27 protein-coding genes are annotated in these 16,260 nt (G+C 30.4%); all 27 read left to right on the forward strand.

Annotated features, from left to right (window positions below):
• The first annotated feature begins 216 nt into the window (after positions 1 to 216).
• Positions 217 to 492, forward strand: a complete 276-nt coding sequence (locus JJQ98_RS07155) for a hypothetical protein (protein ID WP_210670805.1) — start codon at positions 217 to 219, stop codon at positions 490 to 492.
• A 9-nt stretch (positions 493 to 501) separates the two neighbouring features.
• Positions 502 to 1,227, forward strand: coding sequence for a hypothetical protein (locus JJQ98_RS07160; protein ID WP_210670806.1), 726 nt, complete (start codon positions 502 to 504; stop codon positions 1,225 to 1,227).
• Between the two features lie 15 nt (positions 1,228 to 1,242).
• On the forward strand, positions 1,243 to 2,199 hold the full coding sequence (locus JJQ98_RS07165; RefSeq protein WP_151105311.1) for a PD-(D/E)XK nuclease family protein: 957 nt from the start codon (positions 1,243 to 1,245) through the stop codon (positions 2,197 to 2,199).
• Between the two features lie 8 nt (positions 2,200 to 2,207).
• Positions 2,208 to 2,540 carry a hypothetical protein gene (locus JJQ98_RS07170; RefSeq protein WP_151105310.1) on the forward strand — a complete coding sequence of 111 codons (333 nt, stop codon included), beginning with the start codon at positions 2,208 to 2,210 and terminating at the stop codon, positions 2,538 to 2,540.
• 47 nt (positions 2,541 to 2,587) lie between these two features.
• The gene (locus tag JJQ98_RS07175) at positions 2,588 to 2,827 is read left to right on the forward strand and encodes a ribbon-helix-helix protein, CopG family (protein WP_134043126.1); all 240 of its coding nucleotides are present in this window, start codon (positions 2,588 to 2,590) and stop codon (positions 2,825 to 2,827) included.
• A 209-nt stretch (positions 2,828 to 3,036) separates the two neighbouring features.
• A complete protein-coding gene (locus JJQ98_RS07180; RefSeq protein WP_134043129.1) occupies positions 3,037 to 3,234 on the forward strand; it encodes a hypothetical protein in 198 nt (65 codons plus the stop codon).
• 143 nt (positions 3,235 to 3,377) lie between these two features.
• Positions 3,378 to 4,244, forward strand: coding sequence for a phage recombination protein Bet (gene bet, locus JJQ98_RS07185; protein ID WP_060660948.1), 867 nt, complete (start codon positions 3,378 to 3,380; stop codon positions 4,242 to 4,244).
• Positions 4,245 to 4,255: 11 nt separating this feature from the next.
• Complete coding sequence (locus tag JJQ98_RS07190) at positions 4,256 to 4,633, forward strand: hypothetical protein (protein ID WP_134043132.1); 378 nt, start codon at positions 4,256 to 4,258, stop codon at positions 4,631 to 4,633.
• Positions 4,634 to 4,644: 11 nt separating this feature from the next.
• Positions 4,645 to 4,878: a hypothetical protein gene (locus JJQ98_RS07195; protein ID WP_060660946.1), complete on the forward strand. Its 234-nt coding sequence runs from the start codon at positions 4,645 to 4,647 to the stop codon at positions 4,876 to 4,878.
• 2 nt (positions 4,879 to 4,880) lie between these two features.
• Positions 4,881 to 5,360 (forward strand): hypothetical protein, encoded by a 480-nt coding sequence (locus JJQ98_RS07200; protein ID WP_060660945.1) that lies wholly within the window; start codon positions 4,881 to 4,883, stop codon positions 5,358 to 5,360.
• 16 nt (positions 5,361 to 5,376) lie between these two features.
• A complete protein-coding gene (locus JJQ98_RS07205) occupies positions 5,377 to 5,805 on the forward strand; it encodes a hypothetical protein (RefSeq protein ID WP_134043135.1) in 429 nt (142 codons plus the stop codon).
• 155 nt (positions 5,806 to 5,960) lie between these two features.
• Positions 5,961 to 6,392 carry a hypothetical protein gene (locus JJQ98_RS07210; protein WP_060660944.1) on the forward strand — a complete coding sequence of 144 codons (432 nt, stop codon included), beginning with the start codon at positions 5,961 to 5,963 and terminating at the stop codon, positions 6,390 to 6,392.
• Entirely contained in the window at positions 6,389 to 6,661 is a 273-nt protein-coding gene (locus JJQ98_RS07215; RefSeq protein ID WP_005020502.1) for a hypothetical protein, read from the forward strand. The genes JJQ98_RS07210 and JJQ98_RS07215 overlap by 4 nt, the downstream gene beginning before the upstream one ends.
• Before the next feature lie 12 nt (positions 6,662 to 6,673).
• Complete coding sequence (locus JJQ98_RS07220; RefSeq protein ID WP_054197499.1) at positions 6,674 to 6,868, forward strand: hypothetical protein; 195 nt, start codon at positions 6,674 to 6,676, stop codon at positions 6,866 to 6,868.
• Positions 6,869 to 6,870: 2 nt separating this feature from the next.
• Complete coding sequence (locus JJQ98_RS07225) at positions 6,871 to 7,359, forward strand: thymidine kinase (RefSeq protein WP_134043138.1); 489 nt, start codon at positions 6,871 to 6,873, stop codon at positions 7,357 to 7,359.
• Positions 7,360 to 7,378: 19 nt separating this feature from the next.
• Entirely contained in the window at positions 7,379 to 7,669 is a 291-nt protein-coding gene (locus JJQ98_RS07230) for a hypothetical protein (protein WP_134043141.1), read from the forward strand.
• 147 nt (positions 7,670 to 7,816) lie between these two features.
• Positions 7,817 to 8,260: a hypothetical protein gene (locus tag JJQ98_RS07235; protein WP_005020497.1), complete on the forward strand. Its 444-nt coding sequence runs from the start codon at positions 7,817 to 7,819 to the stop codon at positions 8,258 to 8,260.
• A gap of 59 nt (positions 8,261 to 8,319) precedes the next feature.
• Positions 8,320 to 8,448, forward strand: a complete 129-nt coding sequence (locus tag JJQ98_RS08905; RefSeq protein ID WP_257005446.1) for a DUF7230 family protein — start codon at positions 8,320 to 8,322, stop codon at positions 8,446 to 8,448.
• Positions 8,449 to 8,580: 132 nt separating this feature from the next.
• Positions 8,581 to 9,243 carry a hypothetical protein gene (locus JJQ98_RS07240; RefSeq protein ID WP_134043144.1) on the forward strand — a complete coding sequence of 221 codons (663 nt, stop codon included), beginning with the start codon at positions 8,581 to 8,583 and terminating at the stop codon, positions 9,241 to 9,243.
• A 127-nt stretch (positions 9,244 to 9,370) separates the two neighbouring features.
• Complete coding sequence (locus JJQ98_RS07245) at positions 9,371 to 11,809, forward strand: DEAD/DEAH box helicase family protein (RefSeq protein WP_151105309.1); 2,439 nt, start codon at positions 9,371 to 9,373, stop codon at positions 11,807 to 11,809.
• A 106-nt stretch (positions 11,810 to 11,915) separates the two neighbouring features.
• A complete protein-coding gene (locus JJQ98_RS07250; RefSeq protein ID WP_005020493.1) occupies positions 11,916 to 12,503 on the forward strand; it encodes a hypothetical protein in 588 nt (195 codons plus the stop codon).
• Positions 12,504 to 12,512: 9 nt separating this feature from the next.
• Positions 12,513 to 13,514 (forward strand): DUF6094 domain-containing protein, encoded by a 1,002-nt coding sequence (locus JJQ98_RS07255; protein ID WP_151105308.1) that lies wholly within the window; start codon positions 12,513 to 12,515, stop codon positions 13,512 to 13,514.
• Positions 13,515 to 13,532: 18 nt separating this feature from the next.
• Positions 13,533 to 14,699 carry a toprim domain-containing protein gene (locus JJQ98_RS07260; protein ID WP_134043152.1) on the forward strand — a complete coding sequence of 389 codons (1,167 nt, stop codon included), beginning with the start codon at positions 13,533 to 13,535 and terminating at the stop codon, positions 14,697 to 14,699.
• A gap of 9 nt (positions 14,700 to 14,708) precedes the next feature.
• Positions 14,709 to 15,068 (forward strand): hypothetical protein, encoded by a 360-nt coding sequence (locus JJQ98_RS07265; RefSeq protein WP_054197492.1) that lies wholly within the window; start codon positions 14,709 to 14,711, stop codon positions 15,066 to 15,068.
• Positions 15,065 to 15,277, forward strand: coding sequence for a hypothetical protein (locus JJQ98_RS07270; protein ID WP_005020489.1), 213 nt, complete (start codon positions 15,065 to 15,067; stop codon positions 15,275 to 15,277). Before JJQ98_RS07265 ends, JJQ98_RS07270 begins: the two co-directional genes overlap by 4 nt.
• A 2-nt stretch (positions 15,278 to 15,279) precedes the next feature.
• On the forward strand, positions 15,280 to 15,483 hold the full coding sequence (locus JJQ98_RS07275) for a hypothetical protein (protein ID WP_065837509.1): 204 nt from the start codon (positions 15,280 to 15,282) through the stop codon (positions 15,481 to 15,483).
• Entirely contained in the window at positions 15,470 to 16,132 is a 663-nt protein-coding gene (locus tag JJQ98_RS07280; RefSeq protein ID WP_134043156.1) for a hypothetical protein, read from the forward strand. The genes JJQ98_RS07275 and JJQ98_RS07280 overlap by 14 nt, the downstream gene beginning before the upstream one ends.
• Positions 16,133 to 16,260 lie beyond the last annotated feature (128 nt).

Below are 16,260 nucleotides of genomic sequence, written 5' to 3' on the forward strand. Positions count from 1 at the left end.
ATAATACTTCAACCTAGTGTTTTTGATTTCATAAAAAGAATCTTGGGCTAAGTTATGCAGTTAAGGTTCTCTTGACTGCTTAAACAATCTACAAAATCTACAAAAAACAATAAATTTCCCCACACTTTTAAATAATCTTTCTTAAGTTATTAGAATCTTTCTTTTTTTCTTAGTTTGAGCTTTAAAAAAATGTTAAATGGGGTTTATCGTTATAAAATGAATAATATTAATAAAAGAGAATATGACTTGAGACAAGTTTTATTTAGCTTCAAAGAAGCTTTAAAAAGTATAGAGGAAGTAAAGGTTGAGTTGCCTAAATTAGAAAAAAGACTAAAAGAAATTTTAGAAAATTCTAAAGATATGGTTACTCTTGATGAATTTCAAAAAAAATATTGCAAGACTAGCAAGGATGTTCCACACTTTGCACACAATGTAAGTGGGTTTATCAGTGAGTTTATAGATTGTATATATTATTTTAGTGATGATATATAAGGAGTAAAAATGGGTAACAGGTGTTTAATTACAAATAAAGATAAAAAAATAGCTATTTATCAATCTTGGAATGGCGGTAGAGATTCTATTGAGCCTTTGTTGAGAGTAGCTAAATATGAATATAAAAAGAATCCACACAAATTTGGATTTGAAGAGTTCAAAGCCATACTTGATATATCAAAAAAAGTTTTTGATGGTGAAATATGCGATTATAAAAGCAATCAATATATTGCAAGCGATAATGGTGTATATGTCATTGAAAACTTTCAAATTATAGAAAGGCTAAATAATAGATATTCCGAACAAAGAGGACACAATCCTTTGCAAATGGAACTCTATATCAGCCTTGGATATAATTTAGGTAAAGAGGAGGCTGAAAGACTAATGGAAAAAATAGAAGATTTCTCAATGAAAGAGGAGTTATCTCAGCTCTATGAGATTTCTATTTACAACATTATAAAAACCTTTAATGCCACAAATAAAAAAGAAGAATTTGTTTTCTATTATTCAAGTGATTCTGAAAACAAATTGTCTTTATGTGTAGATTATGAAGACAAAAAACAAGAAGCGGTTGTATTCAAAATATTTATATATGAATATAGCCCAGAAAATCAAGATTGGAATATTGTCCAACAAAAAAGAGTTGGGCGATATGATAAAGCAGAACAAAATATCCAAATGATTAAAGAAAAGATGATGAAAGAAGTTTATCATCTTAAAGAAATTAAAAAATAAAAATAAGGATAGAAAATGAAAATTGAAGCTTTAAAGAATATTTGGGACAAAGCTTTTTTAGATACTTTGTCTGAAGAAAGTGTAAAAAGTTTGGGCGATAGAAGTCTTTATATCGGAAGTTCTGATATAGGCTCTTGTCCTAGAAGAGTCTTCTTAACTAAAACACAGCCAAATGCTCATTCTATCGAGCAAGGGATTGTGTTTCAAAGAGGACACTTAGCAGAGAAAATTGTCAAAAAGGGATTGATGGGGCTAAACTTCAAAGAGCAATTTGAAGTGCAAGATCAAAGTGGCTTTTTAAAAAGTCATATTGATTTTTTAATTGAAAATGAGGATTCTATTAACATTGTTGAATGTAAGAGCATTCAATCTCCAATAGAAAATCCTTATGATTCTTGGATTTTGCAGGTTCAGTTTCAACTCTTTTTGTTGGAAAAATGTTTAGGTGATAAAAAACCTTTAAAAGCTTTTGTCTTTGCTGTAAATGTTAATACAGGATTTCATAAAATCTTTGAGATTGAAAAGAATCCTTTATTGCAAAATATGGCATTAGAAAAAGCTAGGATTTTATATAAAGCTTTAAAAACAGGTGTTGAGCCTGAGGCAGAAGAACAATATTGCTCAAGTTGTGCTTATAAAAACTCTTGCCCACTTATGCAAAAAGGTGTATCCAATGATATTGCCCCTGTAGAAATGCTAAAATTAGGCGAGCAAGTCGTTTTATTACAAAAAGAAATAAAACCTCTTGAAGTCAAATTAAAAGCGTGGAAAGAGAAACTTTTAGAGGAAATGCGAACTTCACAAATTCGTAAAATACAAGTTGGTGATAATTTTGTATCTGCCTTAAGTGGCACTAGCTATGCGTCACTAGATACAAAGACTTTTAAAGAAACAGAGCCTGATTTATATGCAGAAGTTTTTGAAAAATATCAAAAAACAACCAATAAATCAGGTTCAATTCTAATTAAATAAGGAGTAAGATGAGCTTAAAACTTGAGAAAAAACTTGTAGAAACTGTCTATAAGTTTTGGAATGAACAAGAGATGGAATCCTTTGTTATTAAGGATTCCTATTGGGATTCTCAATTAAAGTCAGATAGGATATATACTCTATCTTTCAACGCTAATACATTGAGCTTTAATTATAGTGTTGGTGCTAAGGATAGAGTAAATTATTCTTGCTCTAATTTGAGAGTAGATAAATGCGGTGGGCTTCTTTATACTCTCTCTTATTTGCATAATAAGATAGAAAGCACAAATAATACCTTTGTATTTTATCTATCAAAAGGCAAAGATATGGAAAAAAAAAGATAAATAAAAGTATGGTATAATTGCCATACTTTTAGAAATAAAGAGCAAAAATGGAGGCTGTTAAAATAACTTTTAATGCAGATTCAGATTTCAGACAAATGCTTGATGAAATTAAGCGTGATTATGGAATGAAATCAGTTTCTGAGATTATTAGAAAAGCGGTTAGAGAGTATAAATATAAATTGGAATTAGAAAATTGGCATAATGCTATAAAAATTGTAGATAATGACCCCAAACTGAGCTCCATTCTTTATGAGGACTTAGAAACAGGAGAATTATTGGTTAATTAAAATACAACCAAATACCACAAATGGACTAGCTAATATATCAGGTTTTAATATCCAACAAGCAAGATATTCATCTACAAATCGCTTTCAAAATAAAATTGGCATTATAGATGATGTTACACTTATAACAGTCCAAAAAGCATTAATCAAATTTATTAACCCTAATCTCCATAAACTTATCTAATCGCTTCATTATTTTTTAAAGGAGCTAAATGAAAATTTTACTTTACTTTATATCCATATATTTAATATTATCCTTAATTTGTGGAAGCATAATTATAGGCATAATGATTAAAAAAGGCTATAAAGTTCCAAAAAGCCTCTTAGAACTTGCAAAAGTCTTTTTTCTTTCACCTATTATATGGTGCAAAGAAATTATTTCTGTTCTCTTGGAGGAATTAAAAAAATAGTTTAGCCTTTAGCTTTAAAGGTTTCAATGTTCTCTACAATATACAATAAATCCCCCCTCTTTTTTCTTTTTTAAAATTTTTTTAAATTTTTAGAATCAAAATACTTAAAAGGGGCGATTACTATCTATTTTAAAGGAAAATCAATGAATACACATTTAACAACAAATAACACAAATAAAAGTTTAAGCACAACAAGTGCTTTAGATTTAGAGTTCATCAAAAAACAATTCTTTCCTATTGGTGCGACAGCACAAGATATGGAGTATTGCTTAAAAGTGGCTAACATTTATGAGCTAAATCCAATTACACGAGAGATATTCTTCGTGGAAAGAAATGCCAAAATTAATGGGCAATGGGTCACCAAAGTTGATCCTCTAGTAAGTAGGGATGGACTATTAAGTATTGCCCATAAAAGTAGCAAGTTTGGAGGGATTAAATCAGAATCCTTCTTAAAAGAAACACCCATCTTAGTTAATGGACAATGGGAAGTTAAAAAAGACTTATGTGCTATTGCACAAGTGTATAGGACAGATACAAAAGAAGTCTTTTCTTCTGAAGTCTATTATTCTGAGTATGTTCAGAAGACTAAGCAGGGAGAAATAACAAGGTTTTGGGCTGAAAAGCCTAATACAATGTTAAAAAAGGTTGCAGAGTCACAAGCTTTGAGAAAAGCTTTTAACATTAATGGAATGTATATACCTGAGGAAATAGGAGTTGTTAATTCTGTTGGCGGAGGCTCTGAAAATCTAGGTGATATTGATATTGTAATTGCTGATGATGAAAGTATTGAAGCTGAAATTCCTGAAAGTTTTAATGATGTTGAAGTTCCAAACAATTTAAAAATGGAACTCAAGGCAATAGAGGCTTTAGGATTAAAAGCTATAGAAAAAAATGGCTTTTTGAAAATTGAGGGCAATACTTTCAAAAAAGAAAAGCAAATACAAACCTTAGGTTTCTCTTTGCATACTAGTGCAGATGGAGAAAAAATTTGGGTTAAAAAAATCGCATAAAGGAATAAAAAATGAATAATATCTATGAAATCAAAAAACTATATGCACTCATCATTTATTGTGACAACTATTTAGAAAATCATTACAGATTAAGGGTATTTAATACCCTCAATCAAGCAAAAAACTTCTGCAAAAAAACTTTTAAAACTCCTAATGGACAATATGAGTTTTTTGAAGTAAATAAAGGCAGATTTGCTTTTTACCCTGAAGAAAATGATTATGAAATTGAATCAATTGATAGGGTTGGGCAAAAAGTTATGAATGTTTTTGATGTTAGAGAAGTTGAAATCAGGCAAGAAACTTTTATTATTAATAATGAGGGACAAATTGCAAAATTTGATAACTTCTCTGATAGGGAATCAATAAAAAATTTAAAAGAAGTTATTTAAAAGGAGTTAAAGTGGTAAAAATTATTCCCACAAAGCATTTCTTAGAAAGATGCGAAGAAAGAAAATTAGAGCTAACTCTCATTCCTCAAATTTTAAATGAAATCAAAAATAAGCCCAACATTAGAACATTTGAGGTTACTAATGGGGCTATGAGCATTATTGCCCAATATGACAAGGAAAGTAGCACTTGTATTCTTGTTACAGGTTGGACAGGAAATAGAAGTAAAAAAGAATATAAGGAGTGATAATGAAAAATTTGGCAGAAGAGATTGTTCATTTTCTTTATAATGCAAAATTACCGATAGAAAATCGTAATTTTTATCAATACTACTACAAGCAAAATCGTGATTTTTGTTGCAATTATAGTGAGCCAATTAAGGCTTTTATTGAATTTTTGGAATCTCTTGGGGGTTCGACATATCAAATTATATGTTGTGTTAAACTGTCATATCCGCCTACCTTTTTTATCTATATTGTCGATATTGATGAACACTCCAAATATAATATATCAATAGGTAGCATTGATTCTCCACAATCAAATGTTACAAGAGAAAGATTTTTTTATGATGAAATCGTAATAGTTCAAAGGGATATAGAGAAAAGAATAGGCTATGGAGAGATAATTGTTCAATATTATGCACTTAAAGAAAATAAAGTAGGCATTAAGTTTGCAAAAAAGTTTTGTAAGCTTGTAAAGCAGAAGATTTTTAAGCCCATAAAAAAATAATAAAAGGAATAAAAAGATGGAAAGAGATTATATAACTATTGCAGGGTTGCGATTTAGATTAAGAGGGGCAGAATCTTTGCCCTCCCATAAGCCTTTTAAAGATAGCGATGAGCTGTTTTCATTTTTAGTAAATGTGGTGAATAGGCATTTCGCAGATTTTAGAAGCTATGAACAAACAGAATATGGCGAAGAACCCGCCTTACAATTACATTATTCAAAGGCTTTCGATTTTATTTCTTGCCTAAAAGCAGAGCTTTATAATGGAAGTAATCCAAAACAACACGCCTTTAAAATCTCAAAGAATGAAGCTAAGATTATTTTGAAAATCCCATACTATAAAGCAAAAATCGAAATAGGATTTTTTGAATCTAAATGTAATGGTGAAAGTTTTAAATATTTAAGCCATACAGAAGCAGCCAAGATTATTAAGAAAATAAAAGATTGAATTTAAATATTTAAAGCCTTAAACCCTAAGGCTTTAAAATATTATTTTTAGTCACAATGTGACTTTATTAACACTCCATAAGGGGATAAACCTTTATCCCTTTGTGGATAATGCTGTTTGTTCTCTTGTGGATTGCCACGATAAAAGGAGAACAAATGGCAATAAATATTAAAGAAATTTTGGAAGTAAGTGCAGTTAAAACTGCAAAGGCATTGGCTTCAAAAGAAGCTAAAAAAACAAAGCAAAATGAGGATTTTGTAAGAAATTTACTTACAAGGCAAATCTCTGCTGGCTTGAAAGCTACAGAACATTTTGCAGAAAGATTCATTCAGCGTTTTACTGCCAATGAATCAGAAAGCCTCAGCTCTGCTATTAGTAGAGCTATTAGAAAAACGCAACCTCAAGAAAATGGTTGCAACCACAAAACGATTTCCCAAAAAATTGTTGATGAACCAACAGGAATTGTTACTATTTTAGAGCGTCAAGGAAGATTTGGGGCAGTTTTAGTCACAACTTATAAACTTGGTTGTGAAAATCTATTAAGCGATTCTGAGCTTAGAGATTTAAAACTAAGGGGGTTGTTATGAAAAGTGCTAACAATCGTTTTGCGGAATTATTGCTCCAAAACAACATATCCCCCAAAAAAATCAAACTCCATAAAAAGATAAATGCTTATGTTGCCTTTAATGAGATTAATAAGGTGTGGTGGAAATATTATAAGAATACTGACATTCTTTCCTTGTCTCATTATGCGGTGGATTATTTGGGTGATTGTTATGAAAAAAGCTTGAAAGAACAGCTTTATAAAATTTCAACTGATAGCTATGGGAACATAGTTGCAGTCAATAAAATTTAAAAAGGAATAATAATGGACAATATAAGCTATGAGCTTTGCTTGTATTGCGAATATGAAAATCCATTAGTTAATGGATTTGTTGCTCATATTTGCAAAAGTTGTGGTGAGGAAATATTGCCTTGCAGTATTTGCCCTGTATTAAAAAATGAAAACAATTGCACCAATTGTCCTTTTGAAATTAAAGGGGTTGTTGGCAATAAGGAGTAAATATGGAGTTAATTTTGGGTTCTATGAAATCAGGCAAATCTGCATTGCTCTTAGAAGTTGCTAATGATCTATCAAAAACTAAAGGGCAAAATGAAAAACTCATATTTATTCGCCCTAGTTGCGATAATAGAGATTTTATTTCAAGGGGTAGAGAGCCCGATATTCATTTAAAATTTGGAGATGAAAGGACTAATCTACAAAATTACGATTATATTTTTATTGACGAAATTCAATTCTTTAATAAACAATATATTCAATATTTAATTGGTCTTGAAAATAAAAAAGTATTAATGCTGGCAGGATTAAATGCCAACATTCATAATCAAACTTGGAGCAACATTACAACATTAATTCCCTATGCCTCTGCTATTGAATTTCTAAAAGCTAATTGTGATATTTGTGGTGCTAAAGAATCCGCAATTCATCACATTGGAGATGACAAGGTTGGAGATAATTATGTAGTAGTTTGCCCTAAATGTTATAAAAAATAAATAATAAAAAGGAGTAAAAATGGGTTATAGAGCCTATACCATAAAAAAATATGAAATTGAGTATGGAAATTGTTTAGGTTTCAATTATGACTATGAAGGTTGTATTAATTTTCTGCAATCTTTTGGTTTAGAAACTTATATTGACGAATCAGAGAGCTACATTGAAGTCAATAGCCAAAGCCTGATTGATTTAAATATTAAAGAGTTAAAGGCTTCAGATGAGAATAAAGTTCGTTTAATGGCTTTAAAAAGGGTTGCTTTAGAAAGCGATTATGCCAAAAATGGATATGTCCGAATCGAATGGCTGTAATTGATTTTTATTTTTCCTAACAGCAATGATTGCACTTATAGTTATTGTTTTTGTTTGTTTTGTTTCTATACTTTTTATTGTTAAAGCTATTGAAACTGCATTTTGTGATTTTTATAGTTCCATTCAAAATTTAATTAAGGAGTAAAAATGGCAACAAGAAGTTTGATAGGCTTTGTTGAAAATGGGAACATTGTGGCTAGTTATTGCCACTTTGATGGGTATTTAGAACATAATGGTAGAATCTTACTTGAATTCTATAATGATTATGCTTTAGCAAAAGAGCTAGTTTTAGGTGGTTGTATGTCTTCTATTGATCCAAATATCAAAGAAGTGAATTATTATAAACCCTATGAAGCTCCAAATACCTTTCCTTATGCCGAAGCCTCCAAGTCTTTTAAAAAAAACTATCTCAAAAAGAGTTCTGAACCTCCCTATATAGATATAGAATACATCTATTATCACAATGAAGAAAAATGGCTGTATAGGGAAGTCACTTATACTTACATAAGTAATAGAATCTCTTTTAGTGAGGAAAAAATTCTCCAAAACAATATTGCCCTAGATAAAAAAACTCAAGGCATATTGTTTTGATTATAATTTAGAGACTATGCCTCTTTGTAAAATTAAAATAAAAATAAAAAGGATAAATTATGAAAAAAAGAGATCTAAATATAGTTAAAAACTATAAGAGAGAGATTTCTCTGCAAACTAAGGTTGTCAGAGATAGGACTAAATACACCAGAAAGCAAAAGCACAAAAAAGTCAATCTTCATTATTAAATGGCATTTTAAGTCGCTTTGCGAATGTAATTAGTGGAAAAAAGTGTATTCCTTATATCAAAAAGAGGGATACTACAAAAAGGCACTCTAGCCTTAAATGTTTTTAAAAAAAAACAATATAAAGAAAACAATATGACAAATTTAGCACAAAAAGAAATTTTAATTGAAGTAGAGTTAGATGAGTTATTGGAAAATCCTTGGACTTATTTTGACTGCAATCTTTTAGTAAATGGAAAAGAGGTTAGAATCTCTGTTGATGAGTTCGCAGAGAATCCTCTTGAGTGGGATTGCAATCCAACATTGTTATCTCTTTTAAGAAGATATAACATTGGGGTTAAAACAATCATTGATAAAAATGGAGAGAAGGAATTTAGTGTTCCTGATGATTTCGAATCTATTGATGATATAGAAGCATTCTTAAGCAAGAATGACTATGTCTATAAAAAGGTTTATGCTTACATTCACAGTAACATTAGCCTTGCTTTAGAGGGAAATTGCTCTCCATTATTTAATTGCCCCTTTGATAGCGGTGTGGCAGGTTTCTTATTTGCTAGTAAAGCCAATATTAGAGAGTGGTATGGGGTTGATAGAATTACAAAAAAACTCAAAGATAAAATATTTCATAATTGGAATATTCTTATCAATGAGGTAACCAATTGGGCTAATGGAGAAGTTTATCGTGTGGAAATCAATGGAGATATTTATAGTTGCTATGGATATAGCTCCTTTGAAAAAACATTAAAGGAATATCTCTCAAACCAATCCCTCCTTACTTCTTTCTTTCTTGCAAATTAAAAATCCACTAAAAATTATTAAAAATTGTTTAAGAATAAAATAGCATATAAAGGACTATGGATATTCTTTTGTGTAAATTAGCTTTTTTTACAAAAAGGGCTTTAATAAAAAACAATAAAGGATAAAAATGGAAACTATGAATTTCCAAGAATTTTTAACTAACAATGCTGATACCATCAAGAATCAGCTAAACAAAATCGTAAATCCTGATTTTAAGGGGTTTGAAAATCCAAAGGCTTATAAAAAAGATTTAGAAAACCTTTTAAAATTAAAAAGAAATCCTTTTCCAACTCAAGCAACTATCATTTCAGCAGGCATACAACACCTAAGAAAGAATAAATCGTTGCTTGTTAGCAGTGAAATGGGAACAGGTAAAACCATTATGGGTATTGCAATGTCCTATTTGCTCTATAAGGAAAATGGAGGTAATGTTTTCTTGATGTCGCCTTCTCATCTAGTTCCAAAATGGGCAGATGAAATAGAAAAAACATTAGGAAAAGGGGATAACAAAATTGTGAATTACGAAATTGTTATTGTTAAAAACTATTTAACAATGACATATTTCAAAAACATAAAAAAAGAAAAAGGATTAATTCGTTTTTTTATATGCTCTAAGGAAACCGCTAAACTCTCTTATCCTAGAGAGGAAGCAAGTTTGCTTCACAATTATATTGTGGTTAAAACAGCTACAAATTGGCAAATAAAATGTGCGTCTTGTGGTGGTGTTTTAAAAGAGTTTGAAGAAATACCTAATGATTTAATCAAATCAGAACCTCAATCTTTAAAATTAATGATTAAGGTTGATGGTGACTACATTCTCTCAGACGATCAGAATTTTTTACAATCAAGAGTAAAAAGTGCTGAAATATTTGGAGAAAGTTTTGACCCTATTGAAAAGTGCAAAAAGTGTAGAAAAGTCTATATTCCAAAAGAGAGACAACACACTTTTGGCAGTTGGTATAGTGGGACAAAAAAAGAAGCTCTAAAGGGTGTCAATATCCGAATAGGTGTTGCTGAATACATTAAAAAGCAATTACCAAAAGGCTTCATTAATCTTTTAATTCTTGATGAAATACACGAACTTAAAGGAGGCGATACTGCTCAAGGATATGCTTTTGGACAATTAGCCTCTTGTAGTAAGAAAGTTGTGGGATTGACAGGAACATTACTAAATGGCTATGCTTCCTCATTGTTTTATATTCTTTATAGAATGAATCCACAATTAATGTTGTCTCTAGGGTTTTCATATAATGATACAAGCCTTTTTGTTGAAAAATATGGAGCATTTGAGATTAATTATAGTGATTCTCAAGAGTTAGAGGAAAATGAAGGTGTTGTTACTCGAAAGGGTAGAAAGGGTAAAAAAATAAAAGAACTGCCTAAAATACACCCATTGATGATAAAAGATTTATTATCAATGACATTATTTTTAAGGCTTGATGAGATGAACTTTAAACTGCCAAACTACGAGGAGGAAGTTATTCCTGTCTCTCTTGATGATGAGTTTGGGTTTACTTATCTAAAATATATTTCTGATTTATCACAAAGTATAATAGAAGACAAAGGATTACTTGGGGCTTTGGCAAATGATTCTTTATCTATCCCTGATTTGCCTCACTTATCAAAAAATGCAATAGGTAGAAATAGAATCTGTTATGCCCATTATAAAGCTCCTGTTAGTGATGACTTTGTTACCAATAAGGACAAGGTATTAATTTCAGAAATTGAAAAGGAACTAAACCTAGATAGAAATTGCCTTGTTTATGTAACTTTTTCTAATTTAGGAGTTGCTGAACGAATTGTTGGCATTCTTAAAGCAAATTTCCCTGATAAAAAAATTAATTTCCTCGATTCTAAAATTAAAGCAGATAAGCGAGATGTTTGGATTAAAGAAAATCCCTGCGATGTTTTAGTGTGCAATCCTGAACTTGTTAAAACAGGACTTGATTTACTTGGTTTTCCAACAATCATTTTCTATGAAACAGGTTACAATGTAAGCACATTAAAACAGGCTTCACGCAGAGCTTGGAGAATAGGACAAAAAGAAACTTGCAAAGTTAAATTTTTAACCTATGCTAACACTCCACAACAAACTGCTTTAGCTCTAATGAGCAAAAAAATCAAAGCCTTAAATAGTTTAGATGGGCGTTTAGTTACTACTGAACGAGAACTTGCTTCATTTGCAGGAGAATGCTCGATACAAGAACAAATAGCACAATCTATCCTAAGAGGCAACAACACTAGCAGTGATGAAATCCAAACAAATGGTTGGAGTTTCATAGCTAGAGAGTGGAATAGCTATGAAGCGTTTTATCTTGATTTACAACAAAATAATTCTCTAAAAGAGAATAAATCTATTGTAATCACACAAGAAAAAACAACTTCTAAAAAAGATTACCTAAAGACACATTTTGAGGAAATTCAAAGCTCTTTAGTTAATGTAACTTTTATAGAAAATGGGAAAAGGAAATCAGCAATGATGACACAAAAAGATATTTTAGAAATGCTTGAAACTGATAAAGATAATAGCAAGAAAAACTATCAACTCTCATTGCCTCTTTTTTAGTATTTAAGCAGTTTCTGCTTTTATATACTCTCATTTCTCTTTACTTCTAAAAACTTTCAAATACAAATCAAATCAATTCAAAACTAATTTATTTCAAGGAGATTAAATGTCTATTCAAAAAGCATATATAGACAATAAACAAATATTTTTGATTAATGGGCTAGTAGATTCTTGTCATTGGTATTATTTAGAGTTGTTTGGCAAAAGCCAAATTATTCAATCTATCTCTGCCTCTGTTATTAGTGGCAAGGCAGGTTATATCAATATCCCAAAAGATAAACTTCCACAAAAAGAAAACAAAATCGAATCTGAATTTCTTTCTTTTTGGGGAGAAGGCAAAATCAAGCGAGAGATTACTCAGCTTGAAAATGGATACGCTCATTGTATCTTGCACTCTAATATCATCACTGATGGAGTGTTTGCCTTTGTATCTCTTAATAAAAACAAGGGAGATGATTTGGAGCTTTTTAGGCAATGGCTTATGGGGCTACCAATTCCAATTCCAAATGATGCGGAATTAATAGTTTCCCTGTATGAGACATTTTTGTTTCAAGGGCTTTTATTTTGCTTTGAAAGTTGGGATAAACAGTCAAAATTGTGGCTTTGTAAAAAAATAAAAGACAATGATTACAATATTTTGACTGAGGCGGTGGAGTATTTTTACTTCCATAAATCATTAAAGAAAACTGCATAAGGAGGATTAATGTCAAGATTAGCCAATCAAATAGCAATGGGATTTTTCCCAACAGACAATAAAGCGGTTGAGGCTATTTTAGACAGTCTCTCAAGCAAACAAATTCCTAGTGATTTTAATGTTTGTGATCCTTGTTGTGGAGAGGGTGAAGCACTAAGTCGATTTAAAAGATTTGCAGGTGTTACAACCTATGGAGTTGAGCTAGATGAAGAGAGAGCTAAAAAAGCTTTTGAGAAATTAGATAATCTAATTTGCTCTGACGCTTTATTTGGTATTAATAAGAGCCGAAATGCGTTCTCTTTCCTTTTTTTAAATCCTCCCTATTTGGATATAAAAGTTGGAGGGAAGCAAACAAGGGCTGAAACAGAGTTTGTTTTAAGGTGGACAAAAACTTTGGTAAGAGAGGGGATTATGCTTTTAATCATTAATCCTACCTCAACTGCTAATATGAAAATGACTAAAATTTTAAAGCTTAATGGAATGGAGGTGATACATAACTTCTACTTTAATAATGCAGATAGAAAGAATTATAAACAATACTTTCTTTTACTTAAAAAAGTGGATAAGGTAGAAATGAGAGAAGAAGATTATCATCGAGCCATTTCACCTGAAGCTTCTGTTCCATTTAATGAGGTTGATTTGGGGGATATTGTTATTCCTCAAAAAACTAAAAGAAAAATATTATTTAATCACATAGGGAATCCTAAAATTTGGCAGATTGAAGCAATGCTTCAAAAGTCAAATATGGCTAAGAATTTCTTTAAAAGAGTTACTCTTCCTAAAAGCGATAAAGTGGTGTCTATTATGCCTCCAAATGAGGGGCAATCCTCTTTGCTTTTAGGTTCAGGATTCTTTAATGATGAGATTAGCGGATTTCTTATTAAAGGGAGCTTCTCTAAAAAAGAAATGCTTATAAGTAAAGATGAGAATAGTGCTAAAACACAAGAGCAATTTGTTTCAAATATTTATGCGTTTAGCACCATAGAGAAAAAATACTATAAACTCCAATAACTAAAAAAGGAATTTTATATGCGATACAAATTTAATTTAGAGGCATTAAAGAATATTCCTATTTTAGAAGTTCTTTCCTCCTTTGGAATAAATCAGATTAAAGGCAAATTTACCACTTGCTTAAATTACAAGAGTCACAATAACAACGATCATAAACCATCAATGTATGTTAATATGAAGCAAAACACTTGTAAATGTTTTGCTTGTAATCTAGGCGGAAATAGCATTGAAATTGCCAAGTTTGCCTTTAATGGAGATTTTAAAAAGGCTTGCGAGTTTCTCCATAGCCAATTTAACATTCCTTTTTTAGATGATAGCATTATTACTAGCGGTTTTACTGCTCCAAGTTTTAAAGCTCCCAAAAAAGAAGTTCAATATATGAACTTTCTAAGGGATAAGCAATACCAAAGCTTAAAGGTTGCAGAACTAATGCCAAAATATAAGCAAGAGAATAGATTAGGAAAATTAAAGATTCTATATTCTTTTGTTTATAGATATAGTCTAATGACTAATCAAGCCAAAAAGGAAGAATATTATAAAAATAGAGGAATACAAGCCCCATTGGATAAAATAGGTTTTCTATCCTATGCAGATGTTAAAAGTCTTGAAAAAAGCCTAATTAGCTTCTTTCCTTTGGAGGATTTAACTTCCTTTAAAATCTTTAATAAAAATAGAGTGGGTTGGAATTATGGTTATGACATAGCTATTGTTCCTTGCTTTGATTTATACTCCGATTTAATTACAGGATTTTCAGTTCGTTCATTAAATCCTAATAATAGAGGTGCAAAAGAACTTAATGTCTTTTGTAGTGATATTGTCTATCCTATGCCTTTTAATCTTACAAATGAGAATCTTAGAAATAAGGATTTTATTTGGATTTGTGAGGGGCATATTGACGCTCTTAGTGGTATAAGCTCAAGTAAGAGAGAGGATGTGTGTTTTATTTCTTTTGCAGGTGTATATACATACAAAGATGAAATTTTAGGATTATTAAGAGGCAAAAATGTAATGATTTGCTTTGATAATGATACGGCTGGTAAGCAAGGTGGAATGGAGTTAGGAGATAAATTAAAGAAGCTAGGCGTTAATACCTTCATCGCAAGTTGGGATAATAATTATAACGATTTGAATGATTTATTAAAAGCTAATGCACTAGCAGATATTAAACTAAACAAAGTAGCTTAAGGAGTAAATATGAAAACAATTACAATGATAGGTCAAAATTATTGCGTTGGAATCAATCCTGAAAAAATCTTTTCTTTTTCTATTAAAAGGGAAGATGGTTGGATTAGCCTTAATATAAATAGGGGCGAAGTCTTAATCCCTATTTTATATATTGAGAACGCTAAGCTCAGAGAACTAGGATATGCAGAATTTAATACAAATGAATTTTGGCATATCAGTAGCGAGGAATTCAATGATTTATCTGTCATAAGCTATATAGGGCGACTTTTTGATAATTCAAAAATAAGTTATTTAGTTGATTTAACAGATAGTTTCCTTAGGGATTTGCTTCTTACTTGCATTGATAGATACCATAGGAGTATAAAATGAAAATCACAAAAGAAATGGCAAAAAATGCAGTGGCATATATAAACGAACATTCATTTTCTGCCTCAGCTTATAGCTATGAGGATAGCAATGGAGAAATCAAAGTCTATTTACAAATTGATGATTTTGATTTTGAGCTTTCAAAAGATGAAATCATAAATAGAAGCATTCTTTGGCTTGAAGAGCAAAAAGAATTGCTCTGTGAGGAGTAAAAATGGAGAAAGAGGAAACCTCAGAATATAAAGTGATTGAGAATTTTTATTTGAAATTGCTTGAAAAAGAGGTTAATAAAAATTTAAAAAATGGATACGAGGTTTTAGGTGGAATTTCTATCTGTCAATATGATGGAATATTCCCTAATCATAAAATCTTATATGCTCAAGCAATGATAAAAAGGATTAAAAATGGAAATGAGTAGTTATATTTATGAGCATAAAGGATTTAGAGTTGTGATTGTCCGAAATAATCATTTTTATTTGGGATATATCTTAGCACACAAAACTCATTATCTAAATGGACTTCCACAAGCCCTATTAGATAAAGAAAGAGAAAAAAGAAATATCTATGCAAAGCATATATGCGGTAATGTTTCATTCTTTAAAAGTGTTTCCAAAGCAAAATATGGAGCTTTTTTAATTGAGGACTATCTAACAAATAGAGATGGTTTTATTATCGGATATGATAACAATTGGAGAAATGCCAATAAAACACTAGAAGAAATGGAGTCTTTACTTCGGTGTGCTTTAGATAATGAAATGGATTTAATGGAAAAGCGAAAAATTAACTTTACTTTTATTGAATACATTTTAGGATATTGCAAAACTTTAAGAGATATTGATGAGAAATTTTTAGAAAATTTTAATATTGAATGCAAAGTTTTTGCAGACTTTTTTAAAAGTAATGGGCTTCATTATAAAGACTATGGCTTTACTTTTGATGATTCATCTGATTTGCTTTCTTTAATTAGAGAGCTAAAAGATACAGGTAGTTATATCCCTGATTGCTTTAATAGCCTATTAAATGTGGATATAAAAAACTTCCTTTCGTTTATTGAATTAAAAAAGTAAAGCTGTTAAAATGTTAGTTGAAGCATTTAAAACTATCGGCTTTGGGCTATAATAACTTTATGTCTTGCAATTCTTCTTTACAAAATCTATAAACTAAGAAAAGAATAGCAAGTTACACAAAAAAGGCA

Origin of the sequence: Helicobacter pullorum NCTC 12824, from assembly GCF_017979475.1 — a bacterium.
Lineage (GTDB): Bacteria > Campylobacterota > Campylobacteria > Campylobacterales > Helicobacteraceae > Helicobacter_D > Helicobacter_D pullorum.

Coding starts and splice junctions, on each gene's coding strand:
- JJQ98_RS07155 (WP_210670805.1), top strand. CDS start 217: ATGAATAATATTAATAAAAGAGAATATGACTTGAGACAAGTTTTATTT.
- JJQ98_RS07160 (WP_210670806.1), top strand. CDS start 502: ATGGGTAACAGGTGTTTAATTACAAATAAAGATAAAAAAATAGCTATT.
- JJQ98_RS07165 (WP_151105311.1), top strand. CDS start 1,243: ATGAAAATTGAAGCTTTAAAGAATATTTGGGACAAAGCTTTTTTAGAT.
- JJQ98_RS07170 (WP_151105310.1), top strand. CDS start 2,208: ATGAGCTTAAAACTTGAGAAAAAACTTGTAGAAACTGTCTATAAGTTT.
- JJQ98_RS07175 (WP_134043126.1), top strand. CDS start 2,588: ATGGAGGCTGTTAAAATAACTTTTAATGCAGATTCAGATTTCAGACAA.
- JJQ98_RS07180 (WP_134043129.1), top strand. CDS start 3,037: ATGAAAATTTTACTTTACTTTATATCCATATATTTAATATTATCCTTA.
- bet (WP_060660948.1), top strand. CDS start 3,378: ATGAATACACATTTAACAACAAATAACACAAATAAAAGTTTAAGCACA.
- JJQ98_RS07190 (WP_134043132.1), top strand. CDS start 4,256: ATGAATAATATCTATGAAATCAAAAAACTATATGCACTCATCATTTAT.
- JJQ98_RS07200 (WP_060660945.1), top strand. CDS start 4,881: ATGAAAAATTTGGCAGAAGAGATTGTTCATTTTCTTTATAATGCAAAA.
- JJQ98_RS07205 (WP_134043135.1), top strand. CDS start 5,377: ATGGAAAGAGATTATATAACTATTGCAGGGTTGCGATTTAGATTAAGA.
- JJQ98_RS07210 (WP_060660944.1), top strand. CDS start 5,961: ATGGCAATAAATATTAAAGAAATTTTGGAAGTAAGTGCAGTTAAAACT.
- JJQ98_RS07215 (WP_005020502.1), top strand. CDS start 6,389: ATGAAAAGTGCTAACAATCGTTTTGCGGAATTATTGCTCCAAAACAAC.
- JJQ98_RS07220 (WP_054197499.1), top strand. CDS start 6,674: ATGGACAATATAAGCTATGAGCTTTGCTTGTATTGCGAATATGAAAAT.
- JJQ98_RS07225 (WP_134043138.1), top strand. CDS start 6,871: ATGGAGTTAATTTTGGGTTCTATGAAATCAGGCAAATCTGCATTGCTC.
- JJQ98_RS07230 (WP_134043141.1), top strand. CDS start 7,379: ATGGGTTATAGAGCCTATACCATAAAAAAATATGAAATTGAGTATGGA.
- JJQ98_RS07235 (WP_005020497.1), top strand. CDS start 7,817: ATGGCAACAAGAAGTTTGATAGGCTTTGTTGAAAATGGGAACATTGTG.
- JJQ98_RS08905 (WP_257005446.1), top strand. CDS start 8,320: ATGAAAAAAAGAGATCTAAATATAGTTAAAAACTATAAGAGAGAGATT.
- JJQ98_RS07240 (WP_134043144.1), top strand. CDS start 8,581: ATGACAAATTTAGCACAAAAAGAAATTTTAATTGAAGTAGAGTTAGAT.
- JJQ98_RS07245 (WP_151105309.1), top strand. CDS start 9,371: ATGGAAACTATGAATTTCCAAGAATTTTTAACTAACAATGCTGATACC.
- JJQ98_RS07250 (WP_005020493.1), top strand. CDS start 11,916: ATGTCTATTCAAAAAGCATATATAGACAATAAACAAATATTTTTGATT.
- JJQ98_RS07255 (WP_151105308.1), top strand. CDS start 12,513: ATGTCAAGATTAGCCAATCAAATAGCAATGGGATTTTTCCCAACAGAC.
- JJQ98_RS07260 (WP_134043152.1), top strand. CDS start 13,533: ATGCGATACAAATTTAATTTAGAGGCATTAAAGAATATTCCTATTTTA.
- JJQ98_RS07265 (WP_054197492.1), top strand. CDS start 14,709: ATGAAAACAATTACAATGATAGGTCAAAATTATTGCGTTGGAATCAAT.
- JJQ98_RS07270 (WP_005020489.1), top strand. CDS start 15,065: ATGAAAATCACAAAAGAAATGGCAAAAAATGCAGTGGCATATATAAAC.
- JJQ98_RS07275 (WP_065837509.1), top strand. CDS start 15,280: ATGGAGAAAGAGGAAACCTCAGAATATAAAGTGATTGAGAATTTTTAT.
- JJQ98_RS07280 (WP_134043156.1), top strand. CDS start 15,470: ATGGAAATGAGTAGTTATATTTATGAGCATAAAGGATTTAGAGTTGTG.